This window comes from Micromonospora sp. II (assembly GCF_001709195.1).
GTDB classification, from domain to species: Bacteria; Actinomycetota; Actinomycetes; order Mycobacteriales; family Micromonosporaceae; genus Micromonospora; species Micromonospora chalcea.
Map to the genome: position 1 here is coordinate 1 of NZ_LYXF01000005.1, position 14,459 is coordinate 14,459.

The window sequence follows — 14,459 nt, forward strand, 5'->3', positions numbered from 1 at the left end:
GATCACGCATGACCTGGGTGTGGTGTCTCAGGTGGCTGATGACGTGTTGGTGATGTACGCGGGTCGGGCGGTGGAGCACGGGAGTGTGGAGCGGGTGTTGCGGGCGCCGCAGCATCCGTACACGTGGGGGTTGTTGTCGAGTGTGCCGTCGTTGCACGGTGACGCGGACGCGGACCTGGTGCCGATCCCGGGTAACCCGCCCAGCTTGATCAATCTGCCGTCTGGGTGTGCGTTCCATCCGCGGTGCCGGTGGGCCGGCGTGAACGGTGACCGGTCCCGCACCGAGGTGCCCGARCTGCGGGAGGCCGGCGTGCCGGGTCACCTGGTCGCCTGCCATMTGCCGSCGGGTGACCGGGAGCGGATCTACCGGGACGAGGTCGCGCGGGTGGGGGTGGCCCGATGAGCGCCGAGACCGAGCCGCTGCTGTCGGTGCGGGGACTGACCAAGCACTTCCCCGTCCGGCAGGGCCTGCGCGTCACGGGTGCGGTGCGGGCCGTCGACGGGCTGGACTTCGACGTGCGGCCCGGCGAGACGCTCGGCCTGGTCGGGGAGTCGGGGTGTGGGAAGACCACGACCGGGCGGATGCTGGTGCGTCTGCTGGAACCCACCGCCGGGACGATCGAGTTCGCCGGGCGGGACATCACCCACGGCGGGCGGCGTGAGCTGCGCGCGTTGCGGCAGGACCTGCAGATCATCTTCCAGGACCCGTACGCCTCACTGAACCCCCGCCACACCGTCGGGCGGATCGTGGCCATGCCGTTGCAGGTCAACCGGATCACCCCACCCGGCGGCGTGAAGAAACGCGTCCAGGAACTCCTCGAACTCGTCGGGCTGAATCCGGAGCACTACAACAGGTACCCGCACGAGTTCTCCGGCGGGCAACGCCAGCGCATCGGCATCGCCCGCGCCCTCGCGTTGAAACCCAAGCTGATCGTCGCCGACGAACCCGTCTCGGCGCTGGACGTGTCGATCCAGGCGCAGGTCATCAACCTGCTCCGCGACCTGCAACGCGACCTCGACCTGGCGTTCGTGTTCATCGCCCACGACCTCGCCGTCATCCGCCACTTCTGCCACCGCGTCGCCGTCATGTATCTCGGCAAGATCGTCGAAATCGGCGACCGCGACACCATCTACACCCGGCCCCAGCACCCCTACACCCGAGCCCTGCTCTCCGCCATCCCCGACGTCACCACCCTCGGGCCCGCCGGCCGGATCCGCCTCACCGGCGACGTCCCCACCCCGTTGAACCCGCCATCGGGCTGCCGCTTCCGCACCCGCTGCTGGAAAGCCACCGACCACTGCGCCACCGAAGAACCCGCCCTGACCACCCGGGACGACGGCGGGCAGCTCACCGCCTGCCACTACCCGGAGAGCGGACCGGTCGGCATGCCGACCGGCGAACCCGTGGAGGTGTCGAAATGAGCCTGTCGCCGGTCGAGGGCGCGGCGCTCGCCGAGATCGAGTCCTCCGATCAGGAGCCGGACGAGAAGAAGCGGCTGGTCGGCCGCTCACCGGGCCAGCTCGTCTGGGCCCGGCTGCGGCGCGACCGTACCGCAATGGTCAGCGGTGTCGTGCTGGCCCTGTTCATCCTGGCGGCGATGGCCGCGCCGCTGATCCAGCGGCTGTACGGCGTGTCGCCGAACCAGCAGTTCGGTGACCTGTTGGACGCCACCGGCATGCCGCTGGGCTACGTGGGCGGCGTCAGCGGTGACCACTGGTTCGGGCTGGAACCGGGCCTGGGCCGGGACATCTTCATCCGGATGATCTACGGCATCCGGACGTCGCTGCTGATCGCGCTCGGCGCCGCGCTGGTCACCACGACCATCGGCGTGGTGCTCGGGATCGTCGCCGGCTTCCTGGGCGGCGTGGTCGACTCGGTGATCAGCTGGATCACCGACGTCGCGCTGGCGTTGCCGTTCCTCATCTTCGCGCTGGCCGTGGTGCCGACGTTCTCGCTGCGCTTCTACGGCCCCCGGGACGCGGTGCCGACGTGGTTCGCGGTGACCACGCTGATCGTGGTCTTCGCCGCGTTCGGCTGGACCGGAACGGCCCGGCTCGTCCGGGGCCAGGTGGTGTCGCTGCGCGAACGGGAGTTCGTGGAGGCGGCGCGGGCCAGCGGCGCCGGGCTCGGGCACATGCTGTTCCGGCAGTTGCTGCCGAACATCTGGGCCCCGATCCTGGTGGCGTTCTCGCTCGCCGTGCCGTCGTACGTCACGGGCGAAGCGGCGCTGTCCTTCCTCGGCGTCGGGCTGCCCGAGTCGGTGCCGAGCTTCGGCCGGATGATCTACCGCAGCATCGACTACCTGCAGACCGACCCGGCGTACGTCTTCTTCCCCGGCATCACCATCTTCGCGCTCGTGCTGGCGTTCAACCTCTTCGGCGACGCGCTGCGCGACGCGCTCGACCCGAAGTCGTCACGGTAGGGGGTTCGACGACATGGTGCGGTTTCTGCTGAAGCGGCTGCTGCTCGCGGTCTCGGTGCTGCTCGCGGTGAGCATCGTCAGTTTCCTCATGTTCTTCGCGCTGCCCCGCGACCCGGTGACCGGCATGTGCCCGAAGAACTGCAACGCCGAGCGGCTGGAGCGGGTACGCACGGAGCTGGGGCTCAACGACCCGAAGCCGACGCAGTACGTCAACTACATGAAGGGCATCTTCGTCGGCCGTGACCTGGGCAGCGCGCAGGGCGGCAAGTGCGAGGCGCCCTGCCTCGGCTACTCGTACGTCAACAGCGAGGCGGTGACCGACACGTTCGCCCGGGTGCTGCCGGTGACGCTGAACATCGTGCTCCCGGCGGCGGTGCTCTGGCTGGCGCTCGGCGTGGGGCTCGGGATGATCTCCGCGCTGCGGCGGGGGTCGCTGCTCGACCGCATCTCGATCGGGTTGACGCTGACGTTCGCCTCGCTGCAGCTCTACTTCGTCGGCGCCGTGCTGCTGCTGGTCTTCGTGTACTCGCTGAAGATCCTGCCGACACCCCGCTACGTGCCGTTCCTGGAGAACCCGATCGAATGGGCGCGCGGCCTGGTGCTGGCGTGGGTGACGCTCGCGCTGCTCTTCTCCGCGATCTACGCGCGGCTGTCCCGGGCGCAGATGCTGGAGACGCTCTCCGAGGACTTCGTGCGGACCGCGCGGGCCAAGGGCGTGGCGAAACGCAATGTGTACGGACGGCACGCGCTGCGCGCCGCGATCACGCCGATCGTGACGATCGCCGGGCTCGACGTGGGCGCGGCGCTCGGCGGCACCGTCATCACCGAGACGACGTTCGGCATCCAGGGGCTGGGGCGTACGGCGGTGGAGGCGGTACGCCAGGGCGACCTGCCGACCATCATGGCCACCGTCCTGGTGTCGGCGCTGTTCGTGGTGGTGGCGAACATCGTGGTCGACCTGCTGTACGCGTTCATCGATCCACGGGTGCGTCTCGGCTGATCCGGGCGTCGCCGGTGGTCGATCGTTGTGCCCCCGTTATCTGCTCGAAATTTACCGCGAGTGAAAGCTAGGCGAAGCTTTCCTTCATCGGACCCGAGGAGTTGAGTATGCGAGCAAGACTCGCCACCGCCGTGGGCGGTGCGATGGCACTGGTGGTCGCCCTCAGTGCGTGCAGCAAGAACACCGGCGACAACGGCGACACCGCGGACACGAACAAGCCCCGCAGCGGCGCCATCGCGACCGACCCGAAGGACTCGCTCGGCCCGGCGGCCGAGGTGCCCGGCGCGGCCAAGGGCGGAACCTTCTACATCCTGCGCGAGAGCAAGATCTCCCACCTGGACCCGCAGCGGGTCTACTCGTTCGCCGGCCTGATGGGCAGCCAGCTCTACGCCCGGTTCCTCACCACCTTCAAGGACGACGGCAAGGGCAACGTCACGCTGGTCGGCGACCTCGCCGAGACGCCCGGCAAGAACGTGAACAACGACTGCAAGGTCTGGGAGTTCACGATCAAGGAGGGCGTCAAGTTCGAGGACGGCCGCCCGATCACCTCCAAGGAGATCGCGTACGGCATCGCCCGCTCGTTCGACCCGGACCTGACCGGCGGCCCCACCTACCTGCAGGAGTGGCTGGCCGACAGCCCGCAGTACGACACCAAGTGGGACTTCAAGAAGAACAAGACCTCGCTGCCGCCCGGCCTGACCACGCCGGACCCGCGCACGCTGCGCTTCGAGTTCAACAAGCCCCGCTGCGACCTGCCGTTCGCGGTGTCGCTGCCGGCCACCGCGCCGCTGCCGCCGGACAAGGACACCGGCGTCAACCTGGACAACATGCCGTTCTCGTCCGGGCCGTACCGCTTCACCAAGATCCAGCCCGGCGTGGAGATGGTGCTGGAGCGCAACACGAACTGGGACCCGGCCACCGACCCGGTGCGGCACGCCTACCCGGACAAGTTCGTCTGGTCGCTCGGCTCGGACAACACCACCCAGACCAACCGCGTCCTCGCCGGCACCGGCAACGACGCGGCGGCGGTCGCCACCGGTGGCGTGCCGCCCGAGCTGATCGCGAAGGTGACCGGCGACCCGGCGCTCAAGGCCCGGATGATCGTCGCGGCGACGCCCAACGCCTACCGGCTGAGCATCAACACCACCCGGGTCACCGACCTGTCCGTGCGGCAGGCGATCAACTACGCGATCGACCGCAGCAGCATCACCAAGAACCTCGGCGGCCCGTACGGCGCGGTGCCGCTGACCACGCTGCTGCCCCCTACCACGCTCGGGTACAAGAAGTTCGACGCGTACCCGGCCGGTGAGAGCGGCGACCCGGCGAAGGCGAAGGAGACGCTGGGCGGCAAGTCGGTGAACCTGGTGCTCGGCACCTCCGACGACACCGCCTCGCAGGAGACCGCCACCCAGGTCAAGAACGCGCTGGAGAAGGCCGGCTTCACGGTCACCGTCAAGCCGATCCCCGAGGACGGCTACCTCGACTTCGTGAAGAAGAAGAGCAACCCCTGGGACCTGTGGGTCGACTCGTGGGCGGCCGACTGGCCCAGCGGCGCCTCGATCCTGCCGGTGCTCTTCGACGGCCGCAGCCTCAAGGCCGAGGGCAACAGCAACACGTCCCAGCTCAACAACGAGGCGATCAACGCCGAGTTCGACCGGGTGCTGGCCCTCGACCCGGCCAAGCAGGCCGAGGAGTGGAGCAAGCTGGACGAGAAGCTGATGAAGGAGTCCGCGCCGGCGGTGCCGCTCTACAACGAGGTGGTCTCCGTGGCGCACGGCGAGAAGGCCGGTGGCATCTTCATCGGCAGCATCTTCGGCTGGCCCAGCTTCGTCAACGCGTACGTCAAGCAGTAGCTCTGCAAGGAAGGGCCCCTTCTTAACGCCTGGCGTTAAGAAGGGGCCCTTCCTTTACCGCAGGCGTTAACAGGGGGCCCTTCCTTACAAGTAGCGGCGGAGGAAGTCCAGCTCCAGCCGGAGCAGGCGCTCGGACACCCCGCCCGCGGCCAGGTGGCTCGCCCCGGTCAGCGGCAGCACCGCGTGCGGGCGGCCCGTCGCCAGCAGCGCCGCGGACAGCCGCAGCGTGTGCGCGGCCAGCACGTTGTCGTCGGCCAGGCCGTGCACCAGCAGCATCGGCCGGGCCTGCGCCGGGTCGCCGAGCGGCTCGGCGGCCAGCTCGACCAGCGAGTGGTGGGCGTAGACGTCCATGCCGTCGTCGGGCATGCCGAGGTAGCGCTCGCTGTACGCGGTGTCGTACAGCGCCCAGTCGGTGACCGGCGCGCCGACGATCGCGCACTTGAACAACTCCGGGTGGCGCAGCACCGCGAGCCCGGCCAGCCAGCCGCCGAACGACCAGCCGCGCACCGCCACCCGCTCCAGGTCCAGGTCGGGGTGCTTGTCGGCGAGCGCGGTGAGCGCGTCCACCTGGTCGGTGAGGATCACGTCGGCGACCCGGCGGTGGATCGCCTTCTCGAACGAAGGCGCGATGCCGGGGGTGCCCCGGTTGTCGATGGTGACCACCGCGAAGCCCTGCTCGGCCCACCACTGCCGCTCCAGCCAGACGCTGCGGGCCGCCACCACCTCCTGGTGGCCGGGGCCGCCGTAGATGTCCAGCAGCACCGGCAGCCGGGTGCCCTTGACGTGCTCGGCCGGGTAGAGCACCGCGCTTGGCAGCCGCCGGTCGGTGACCCGGACCATCGTCGGCCGCGGCGCGTACGAGCAGGTGGCGGCCAGCGAGCGCAGCTCACCCACCTCGCGGTCGCCGTGCCAGACCCGCCAGCGGACGCCGGGGTGCTCCAGCGACGCGATGCCCACCGCCAGCGTGGAGCCGCCGATCGAGGCGGTGTGCCAGCCGGGGTCGCTGCCCATCCGGCGGGCGTCCATGCCGCCGCCGATGGTGGTCCGCACCCGGTAGAGGTGGCGCTGGCTCGGCTCACCCTCACTCGCCTCGACCAGCAGGTCCGCGGTCGTGCCCGGGCCGTTCGGCAGCCGCCCGACCACCCGCCGCACGTACAGCGAGGGCGGGGTGAGCAGCGTGCCGTCGGCGAACAGGCAGCGTGCGTCGTACCCGTCGTGGGCCAGCTCGCCGCCGACCAGCACCCGCCCGTTGGGCAGGTGGGCGGGGGTGCCGGGGATCGGTTCCACCCAGCGCGGGTCGGCCAGCTCGGCGTGCACCTGCGTCTCCCCGGTGCGCGGGTCCACCGCCAGCACCAGGCCGTGCTGCTGCGAGCGGCGCAGCACCGTGATCAGCGGCCCGCCGTCGGACCAGTCCGCCGAGCTCAGGTAGGGGTAGGTCTCCCGGTCCCAGTGCACGTCGACCCAGCCGCCGTCGAGGTCGAGCAGGTGCAGGCTGACCTCCGCGTTCGGGCCACCCGCGACGGGGTACGCCAGCGACGTCGGCGGGCTCGCCGGGTCGGCCGGGTCGTGCAGGTACCAGCGCTCCAGCCGGGACTCGTCGACCCGGGCGGCCAGCACGCTGCGCCCGTCCGGCGCCCACCAGTAGCCGCGGTAGCGGTCGAACTCCTCGGCGGCGATGTGCTCGGCCAGCCCCCAGGTCACGCCGCTGTCCTCACCGGCGAGCAGGTTGTCGGTACCGTCCGGCTCCACCACCCGCAGCTGGCCCCGGCGTACGCCCTCGGCGGCGTCGGTGACGTAGGCCAGCCGCTCGCCGGTCGGGTCGGGCCGGGGGTCGATCACCGGCCCGCCGGTGGCCACCTCGACCACGTCGCCGTGCACCAGGTCGGCCCGGAACAGCCGCCCGGCCAGCGCGAACGCGGCCACCCGGCCGGCCGCGTCCAGGGCGTACGAGCCGATGCCGCCGGAGCTGAGCCGCAGCCGCTCGCGCAGCGCCCGCTCACCCGGGGACAGGCGGGCCGGATCGGCGTCCGCGCCCAGCAGCACCGCCGGGTCGGCGACCAGGCGTTCCTCGCCGCTGTCGATGTCGAGCAGCCAGAGCGCGTCGGCCGGGTCCTCCGGTCCCGCGGAGCGCAGGAAGACGACCCGGGAGCCGTCGCCGGAGACGGTGACGGCGCGCGGCGCCCCGTGGCTGAACCGACGGGTACGGGCGGCCAGCTCGGGAAAGTCCACGCCTGCAGCGTAGGCGCGCGCCGGAGGTGATGTGGCCGACCTGAGCGGACGCATCACCGTCGAGCGGGCAGGACCGCCGGTTAGAGTGACGGGCGTGACGACGCTGCCCGACCGACGCCTTCTGCTGGTCCACGCGCATCCCGACGACGAGTCGATCGGCACCGGCGCGACGATGGCGCACTACGCCGCCACCGGCGCCCACGTCACGCTCGTCACCTGCACGCTGGGCGAGGAGGGCGAGATCCACGTCCCGGCGCTGGCCCAGCTCTGCGCGGCCGAGGCGGACCAGCTCGGCGGCTACCGGATCGGCGAGCTGGCCGACGCCTGCGCCGCGCTCGGCGTCACCGACCACCGGTTCCTCGGCGGCGCGGGCCGCTACCGCGACTCGGGCATGATGGGCATGGCCACCAACGAGCACCCGCGGGCGTTCTGGCAGGCCGACCTGGACGTCGCCGCCGGGCACCTGCTGGAGGTCATCCGCGAGGTCCGTCCCCAGGTGCTCGTCACGTACGACCCGAACGGCTTCTACGGCCACCCGGACCACATCCAGGCGCACCGGGTGGCGATGCGCGGCGTGGAGCTGGCCGCGGCCGAGGGGATCGCCCCGGCGAAGGTCTACTGGACGGCCATGCCGCGCAGCGTGCTCGACGCCGGGCTGGAGACGTTCACCGAGTCCTCGGACAACCCGTTCGCCGGCATCGAGAGCGCCGACGAGCTGCCGTTCGGTACGCCGGACGCGGAGATCGCCGCCCGGATCGACGGCACCGAGCAGCACGCCGCCAAGGAGGCGGCGATGCGGGCCCACGCCACCCAGATCCCGGCCAACTCGTGGCTCTACTCGATCGCCGGCAACTTCGGCGGCGAGTTCATGGGCGTCGAGTACTTCACGCTCGCGGTGGGCGAGAAGGGGCCCGGCCATGGCCCGTACGGCTGGGAGGACGACCTCTTCGCCGGGATCGCCCCGGACGCCGCGGATCGGTCCCCGGTCGCGGCGGCCGGTGTCCGGTGACGCTGCCGGCCGTACCCGTGTCGACAGTTGCCGAGCCGCCACCGGAGGCCGCGCCGCCGAGCCGGGCGGAGCGGACGCTCGACCGCGCGCTGCGGGTGACCGGCGGCGTGCTGACGGTCTGGGGCGGCGTGCTGCTCGCGCTGCTCGAACTGATCTTCTCGACCTGGGCCTGGGAGCTGGTGCAGGGCCGTTCCGGCGCGGCGCAGGCGCTGGTCGGGGTGGGCGCGGTGGTCGTCGGCGTGCCGGTGGTGGTGGCGGCGACGGTGCTGCTGGGCTCGTTCGGGCACCGGTCGACGGGGGGCCGCTGGGCGGTCGTGCTGGCCGCGCTGCCGTGGTTCGTGGTGATCGTGGCGGGCGGTGTCCGGACCGTCGAGGGTGATCTCGCGCTGGTCGGCGACAACGTGCTCGGGCTGGCGCTGATCGTGGCCGGCGCGGTCACGTTCGCGGTGGTCGGTTTCCGGCACCTGGTGACGCCGCCCCCTGTCCGGTGAGGTGCTGACGCCACACAGGCGACGGTGGTAGACATTCCTGCCAGAGGCCCGCCGAGGGAGCGGGCGGTACGGCGGGAGGCGTGCGATGGGTCAGCGGTGGCGTGCGGTCGGAGTGCTGGCGGCCGCGTTGTTCGCGGTGAACGTGGTGGCCCGGCTGGTCACCAGATTCGCGTTCCCGGACGACGACGCCGCGTCCGACCGGGTGTCGCTGGCGATGTTCCTGGTGATCGGGCTGATCCTGGCGGGCGTCGCGTTCCGGTGGGGGGCCGACCGTCCGCTCGGCCGCCTGGCCGGTGACCTGGCCGCCGCGGTGGGGGTGGCGCTGGCGCTCACCGTGTTCGTCGGTCCGCTGGTGGTCGGGGAGAACCCGTTCGGCGGTGGCGCCGGCCTGTTCTTCGCCCAGATCTGGCTCTATCTCGCCGCCACCGCCGCCGGTGTGCTGGTCGGCTACCTGATCCTCACCGCGCTCGGCCGGGACTACCGGTCCCGGCAGCTCAAGCGGTACGCCGAGATGAAGCGGTCCCGGCCGCGCCGGGTCGTCCGGCGCTGACCCTCCGGCCGTTCAGGCGGCCGGGGCGACCCGGGTCAGGTAGGTGTGGTGGGTGGTGAACCCGAGCCGGCGGTAGAGCTCGACCGCGCGGGTGTTGCTCTGCTCCACCTGGAGGAACGCCCGCGTGGCGCCCTCGGCCGCGCCCCAGCGGGCCAGGGCGCGGACGACCGCGACGGCGAATCCGCGCCGACGCGCCTCGGGCAGCACTTCGAGCAGGCTGACGCCGAGCCAGCGGCCTTCGCCGGTCACCGTGCCCCGGCCGACCGCGAGCAGCCGGCCGTCGATCCGCAGCTCCGCGAAGCGGACCCGGTCGACGGCCGTGAGCACGTGCCGCGCGGCGTCCGGCAGGCCTCCCTTGCGACCGGCGGCGATCGCCAGCCAGTCGTCGGCGGGCGCGCCGGCCAGCGTCACCGGCGGCGTGCCGTCCGGACCGGCGAGCGGCGGCGGGCCGTCCGGGCCGGCGGTCGGCGTGTCGGCATCCGGCGGCGTGTCGGCGAGCCCGGCGTCCGGCGGCGCGGCCAGGGCGCGCAGCGGCACGGTCTGCACCAGCACCGGGGGCCGGGCCGTCCAGCCGCGCGCGTCCAGTTCGGCGCCGACCGGGGCGGCCAGCGGCAGCGGGGTGTTCACCAGCGCGGTGCCGCCCCGCTCGGCGTACCAGCGCTGCACCGCGTCCAGCGCGGCGGGCAGGGGCCGGTCCGGGTCGCCGACCGGCAGCGCGCTGTTCGCCCGACCGGTCCAGCCGTCGGCCCAGCGCAGCCGCCAGTCGCCGAGCCGTCCGCGTACCGGTGCGGGCCACGCCTCGTCGGCGGCCAGCTCCAGCGCGACCACGGCGGCGGCGGTGGGGCGGCGGGCCGGCGGCACCCGCTTGGCCCGGTGCACCTCGGCGACCGGTACGCGCAGCGGACCGGCGTCGGTGGCGAGGGTGATGTGGGTCTCGCTCAGCTCGACGAGTTCGCCGAGCGCGTCGGAGAACAGCGTGCGGCCCTCACGAATCCCCACAATCCGGCGGACCACGATCCGGTGTCCCACGTCCTGCTGTCGGAGCACGATCGACCCCCTCCCCGGCGAGATACTAGGCTCTTACCGTTGCGGGTGATCGCGACGAGTCTGCGGAGGAGAAGACCGGTGACCTACATCATCGCCGAGCCGTGCGTGGATGTGCTCGACAAGGCATGCATCGAGGAGTGCCCGGTCGACTGCATCTACGAGGGCAACCGGATGCTCTACATCCACCCCGACGAGTGCGTCGACTGTGGTGCCTGCGAGCCGGTCTGCCCGGTAGAAGCGATCTTCTACGAGGACGACGTCCCGGAGCAGTGGAAGGACTACACCGGGGCCAACTACGAGTTCTTCGAGGACCTGGGCTCGCCCGGTGGCGCCTCGAAGATCGGCAAGGTGGAGAAGGACGCCACCTTCGTCGCCGCGCAGCCGCCGCGCGGCGAGGGCCACTGAACCGGCGCTCGCCGGTCTCGGCACGGCTGCCCGACTTCACCTGGGACACCCTGGACGCCGCGGCCGCCACGGCCGCGGCGCATCCGGACGGTCTCATCAATCTGTCGATGGGCACGCCGGTCGACCCGGTGCCACAGCTGATCCGGCAGGCGCTGGCCGACGCGTCGAACGCGCCGGGCTACCCGCTGACCGCCGGCACCGCGGCGCTGCGGGACGCGATCGCGGCGTGGGTCGCCCGGGCCTGCGGCGCGGGCGTCGACGGGCTGGGCGTGCTGCCCACGATCGGCTCCAAGGAGCTGGTGGCGTGGCTGCCCACGCTGCTCGGGCTCGGCCCCGGTGACGTGGTGGTGGTGCCGTCGGTGGCCTACCCGACGTACGAGGACGGGGCGCGGCTGGTCGGCGCGACCACCGTACGCACCGACTCGCTGACCGCGCTCGGCCCGGATCCCCGGGTCCGGCTGGTCTGGGTCAACTCGCCGGGCAACCCGACCGGCCGGGTGCTGCCCGCCGCCCACCTGCGCAAGGTGGTCGAGTGGGCGCGCGAGCGCGGGGCCGTGGTGGCCAGCGACGAGTGCTACCTGCCGCTGGGCTGGGACGCCGAGCCCGTCTCGGTGCTCTCGCCCGAGGTGTGCGGCGGCTCGTACGACGGCGTGCTGGCGGTGCACTCGCTGTCCAAGCGCTCGAACCTGGCCGGGTACCGGGCCGGGTTCGTCGCCGGTGACCCGGCGCTGGTGGCCGAGCTGCTCAAGATCCGCAAGCACGCGGGTCTGATCGTGCCCGCGCCGGTGCAGGCCGCGATGGTGGCCGCGCTCGGCGACCAGGAGCACGCCGACGCCCAGCGGGAGCGCTACCGCGTCCGGCGGGAGAAGCTGCGTGCGGCGTTCACCGGGGCCGGCTTCACGGTCGAGCACTCGGAGGCCGGCCTCTACCTCTGGCTGACCCGCGACGAGGACTGCTGGGACACGGTGGACTGGCTGGCCCGCCGGGGCATCCTGGTCGCGGCCGGGATCTTCTACGGCCCGGCCGGCGCCCGGCACGTCCGGGTGGCGCTCACCGAGTCCGACGAGCGTGTCGACGCGGTGGCCGGGCGGCTCGCCGGGTCCTGACATGGCGGGCGAGCTGGCACGGGCGGCGGTGGTCGGCACCGGGCTGATCGGCGGTTCGCTGCTGCTCCGGTTGCGCGACGCCGGGCTCGACGTGACCGGCTGGGACCCGGACCCGGAGACCCGCGGGCGGGTACGCGAGCGGGGCGTCGTGGTGGCCGACACGGTCGAGGACGCGGTGGCCGGCCGGGACGTGGTGTTCCTCTGCGGCCCCCTGCCGACGTTGCCGGCGACGTTGGCCCGGGTCGCCGCCGTCACCGACGACAGGTGCGTGCTCACCGACGTCGGCAGCGTCAAGGCCGAGGTGAGCACCGTCGCCACCGTGCAGGGGCTCGGGCACCGGTTCGTGCCGGGCCACCCGATGGCCGGGGCCGACCGGGCCGGACCGGACGCGGCCGAGCCGGGCCTGCTCGACGGCGCCGCCTGGGTGCTCTGCCCGGGGCCGACCGGGCTGGACGCCTTCCGGCGGCTGGCCGCGCTGCTCGTGGACGTCTTCCACGCCCGGGTGGTGCCGATGTCCGCCCCGGAGCACGACGGAGCGGCCGCGCTCGCCTCGCACGTGCCGCACGTGCTCGCCGGGGCGCTGGCCGGCACCGTGCACCGGTCGGCGCTGCGGGACGCGGTTCTGACGCTCGCCGCCGGGAGCTTCTCCGACGGCACCCGGGTCGCCGGCGGGCCGCCCGAACGGACCGCGAACATGCTGCTCGGGAACCGCGACCGCGTCCTCGCCGAGCTGGACGCGCTCGGCGTCTTCCTGGGCGAGCTGACCGAGGCGCTGCGCGCCGGCGACGCCGACGCGCTGGCCGAGCGCCTCGCCGAGGGGCGGCAGACCCGGTCCACGCTGCGGGCGCGCGAGTTCACCGCGCACCGGCGGGAGTTCCCGTGCGCCGCCGACCACGTCGGCGAGCTGGCGTACCTGCGGGAGCTGGGCGCCGCGGGCGGTCACCTGACCGGGGTACGCGAGGCGGGCGGCGCGGTCACCTACACGGGGCACCTGCCGGCCACGCCGCCGTTAGGCTGAGCGGCATGGCGGACGCACCGGTCGTGGCGGTACGCGGTGAGGCGTACCGGGAGGTGGCGCCCGAGCTGGCGCGGTTCACGGTGACGGCGACGGCCCGGGACCGGGATCGCGAGACCACGCTGACCCGGCTGGCCGAACGGGCCGCAGCGGTGCGGGCGCTGCTCGACGCGGCCGAGCCGGCGGTGGAGCGCCGGGAGACCGGCCAGGTGCACGTCTGGCCGGTGACGAGGCGTTCCGGCGACCGCGTCGTGGCATACCAGGGCAGCGTGAGCACCACTGTCACGACGAGCGACTTCACCGCGCTGGGCGAGCTGATGCTCCGCCTGGCCGACCAGGAGCAGGTCGAGGTGGCCGGCCCGGTGTGGTCGCTGCGGCCGGACAGCCCGGCCTACCGGGAGGCGCGGCAGGCGGCGATCGCGGACGCGCTGGTCCGGGCCCGGGAGTACGCCGAGGCGCTCGGCGCCCGGGTGATCGCGTTGCGCGAGCTGTCCGACACCGGGCTGAGCGCGTCCCCGCCGATGATGGTCAAGGCGGCGTACGCGCGCTCCGGCGAGCAGCCGGAGCTGGAGTTGGAGCTGGACCCGGCGCCGCAGCCGGTGCAGGCGGCGGTCGAGGCGCGGTTCACCATCAGCGAGCCGGTGCTGGACTGATGCCGGCGGCGGAGGTGCTCGGGCTCGACGACCTGGTCGCCCGGGCGCGCGCGCTGGCCGAGGCCGGCCCGCGTCAGCTGCTCGGCATCGCCGGGGCACCCGGTGCGGGCAAGTCCACCCTGGCGGAAGGGATCGTGGCCGCGCTCGGCCCGGTCGCCCGGCTGGTCCCGATGGACGGCTTCCACCTGGCCGGGACGGCGTTGGAGCGGCTCGGCCGGTCGGGGCGCAAGGGCGCGCCGGACACGTTCGACGTCAACGGGTTCGCCTCGATGCTGCGCCGGTTGCGCCGGCTGGAGCCGACGTCGGTGTGGGCGCCGGAGTTCCGCCGTGACCTGGAGGAGCCGGTCGCCGGGGCGATCGAGGTCCCGCCCGAGGTGCGCCTGGTGGTCACCGAGGGCAACTACCTCCTGCTGCGGGACGACCCGTGGGAGGAGGTGCGGACGCTTCTGCACGAGGCCTGGTTCCTCGATCTGGAGGCGGAGGTGCGGGTGCGCCGGCTCACCGCGCGGCACGAGGCGTACGGGAAGTCGCCGGAGCAGGCCCGGGCCTGGGCGCTGGGCAGCGACGAGGAGAACGCCCGGCTGGTCGCGGGCACGGCCGTGCACGCCGACCTGGTGGTCCGCCTGGCCGACCCGCCGCCGGCGTGACGCCGGGCGCTGCCGCAGACCCGCCGCCGCA

The 14,459-nt window shown here is 73.0% G+C and carries 15 protein-coding genes; 13 read left to right on the forward strand and 2 right to left on the reverse strand.

Features of this window, described 5'->3' with window-relative positions; genetic code table 11:
- The 5 genes from A8711_RS02250 to A8711_RS02270 all read left to right on the forward strand — a co-directional run.
- On the forward strand, positions 1–403 hold a 403-nt coding region (locus tag A8711_RS02250), incomplete at its 5' end, for an oligopeptide/dipeptide ABC transporter ATP-binding protein (protein WP_141707642.1).
- Positions 400–1,422 (forward strand): ABC transporter ATP-binding protein, encoded by a 1,023-nt coding sequence (locus tag A8711_RS02255; protein ID WP_069087325.1) that lies wholly within the window; start codon positions 400–402, stop codon positions 1,420–1,422. The genes A8711_RS02250 and A8711_RS02255, both read left to right, overlap by 4 nt.
- Positions 1,419–2,423, forward strand: a complete 1,005-nt coding sequence (locus A8711_RS02260) for an ABC transporter permease (protein ID WP_069087326.1) — start codon at positions 1,419–1,421, stop codon at positions 2,421–2,423. Before A8711_RS02255 ends, A8711_RS02260 begins: the two co-directional genes overlap by 4 nt.
- A 13-nt stretch (positions 2,424–2,436) precedes the next feature.
- On the forward strand, positions 2,437–3,423 hold the full coding sequence (locus A8711_RS02265; RefSeq protein ID WP_043328426.1) for an ABC transporter permease: 987 nt from the start codon (positions 2,437–2,439) through the stop codon (positions 3,421–3,423).
- 107 nt (positions 3,424–3,530) lie between these two features.
- The gene (locus tag A8711_RS02270; RefSeq protein WP_043328427.1) at positions 3,531–5,276 is read left to right on the forward strand and encodes an ABC transporter substrate-binding protein; all 1,746 of its coding nucleotides are present in this window, start codon (positions 3,531–3,533) and stop codon (positions 5,274–5,276) included.
- A gap of 84 nt (positions 5,277–5,360) precedes the next feature.
- Here A8711_RS02270 and A8711_RS02275 read toward each other — a convergent pair whose 3' ends face one another.
- The gene (locus A8711_RS02275; protein ID WP_069087327.1) at positions 5,361–7,505 is read right to left on the reverse strand and encodes a prolyl oligopeptidase family serine peptidase; all 2,145 of its coding nucleotides are present in this window, start codon (positions 7,503–7,505) and stop codon (positions 5,361–5,363) included.
- A gap of 85 nt (positions 7,506–7,590) precedes the next feature.
- Between A8711_RS02275 and mshB the strand changes: the two genes are divergently transcribed.
- The 3 genes from mshB to A8711_RS02290 all read left to right on the forward strand — a co-directional run bounded on the left by mshB (position 7,591) and on the right by A8711_RS02290 (position 9,555).
- Positions 7,591–8,514 carry an N-acetyl-1-D-myo-inositol-2-amino-2-deoxy-alpha-D-glucopyranoside deacetylase gene (gene mshB / locus A8711_RS02280; RefSeq protein ID WP_176722736.1) on the forward strand — a complete coding sequence of 308 codons (924 nt, stop codon included), beginning with the start codon at positions 7,591–7,593 and terminating at the stop codon, positions 8,512–8,514.
- Positions 8,511–9,005: a hypothetical protein gene (locus A8711_RS02285; RefSeq protein ID WP_043328433.1), complete on the forward strand. Its 495-nt coding sequence runs from the start codon at positions 8,511–8,513 to the stop codon at positions 9,003–9,005. Before mshB ends, A8711_RS02285 begins: the two co-directional genes overlap by 4 nt.
- A gap of 85 nt (positions 9,006–9,090) precedes the next feature.
- On the forward strand, positions 9,091–9,555 hold the full coding sequence (locus A8711_RS02290; RefSeq protein WP_043328434.1) for a hypothetical protein: 465 nt from the start codon (positions 9,091–9,093) through the stop codon (positions 9,553–9,555).
- A gap of 12 nt (positions 9,556–9,567) precedes the next feature.
- Here A8711_RS02290 and A8711_RS02295 read toward each other — a convergent pair whose 3' ends face one another.
- Positions 9,568–10,602: a GNAT family N-acetyltransferase gene (locus tag A8711_RS02295; RefSeq protein WP_069087328.1), complete on the reverse strand. Its 1,035-nt coding sequence runs from the start codon at positions 10,600–10,602 to the stop codon at positions 9,568–9,570.
- A 78-nt stretch (positions 10,603–10,680) separates the two neighbouring features.
- Here A8711_RS02295 and fdxA point away from each other — a divergent pair, with 78 nt between their 5' ends.
- The 5 genes from fdxA to A8711_RS02320 are packed head-to-tail and all read left to right on the forward strand — an operon-like array spanning position 10,681 to position 14,428.
- A complete protein-coding gene (gene fdxA / locus A8711_RS02300) occupies positions 10,681–11,007 on the forward strand; it encodes a ferredoxin (protein WP_007464872.1) in 327 nt (108 codons plus the stop codon).
- A complete protein-coding gene (gene dapC, locus A8711_RS02305; RefSeq protein WP_043330946.1) occupies positions 11,004–12,113 on the forward strand; it encodes a succinyldiaminopimelate transaminase in 1,110 nt (369 codons plus the stop codon). The genes fdxA and dapC overlap by 4 nt, the downstream gene beginning before the upstream one ends.
- Position 12,114: 1 nt before the next feature.
- Positions 12,115–13,131 (forward strand): prephenate dehydrogenase/arogenate dehydrogenase family protein, encoded by a 1,017-nt coding sequence (locus A8711_RS02310; protein WP_069087329.1) that lies wholly within the window; start codon positions 12,115–12,117, stop codon positions 13,129–13,131.
- A 5-nt stretch (positions 13,132–13,136) separates the two neighbouring features.
- Complete coding sequence (locus A8711_RS02315; protein ID WP_064447912.1) at positions 13,137–13,781, forward strand: SIMPL domain-containing protein; 645 nt, start codon at positions 13,137–13,139, stop codon at positions 13,779–13,781.
- A complete protein-coding gene (locus A8711_RS02320; RefSeq protein WP_064447911.1) occupies positions 13,781–14,428 on the forward strand; it encodes a nucleoside/nucleotide kinase family protein in 648 nt (215 codons plus the stop codon). Before A8711_RS02315 ends, A8711_RS02320 begins: the two co-directional genes overlap by 1 nt.
- The last annotated feature ends 31 nt before the right edge of the window (positions 14,429–14,459 follow it).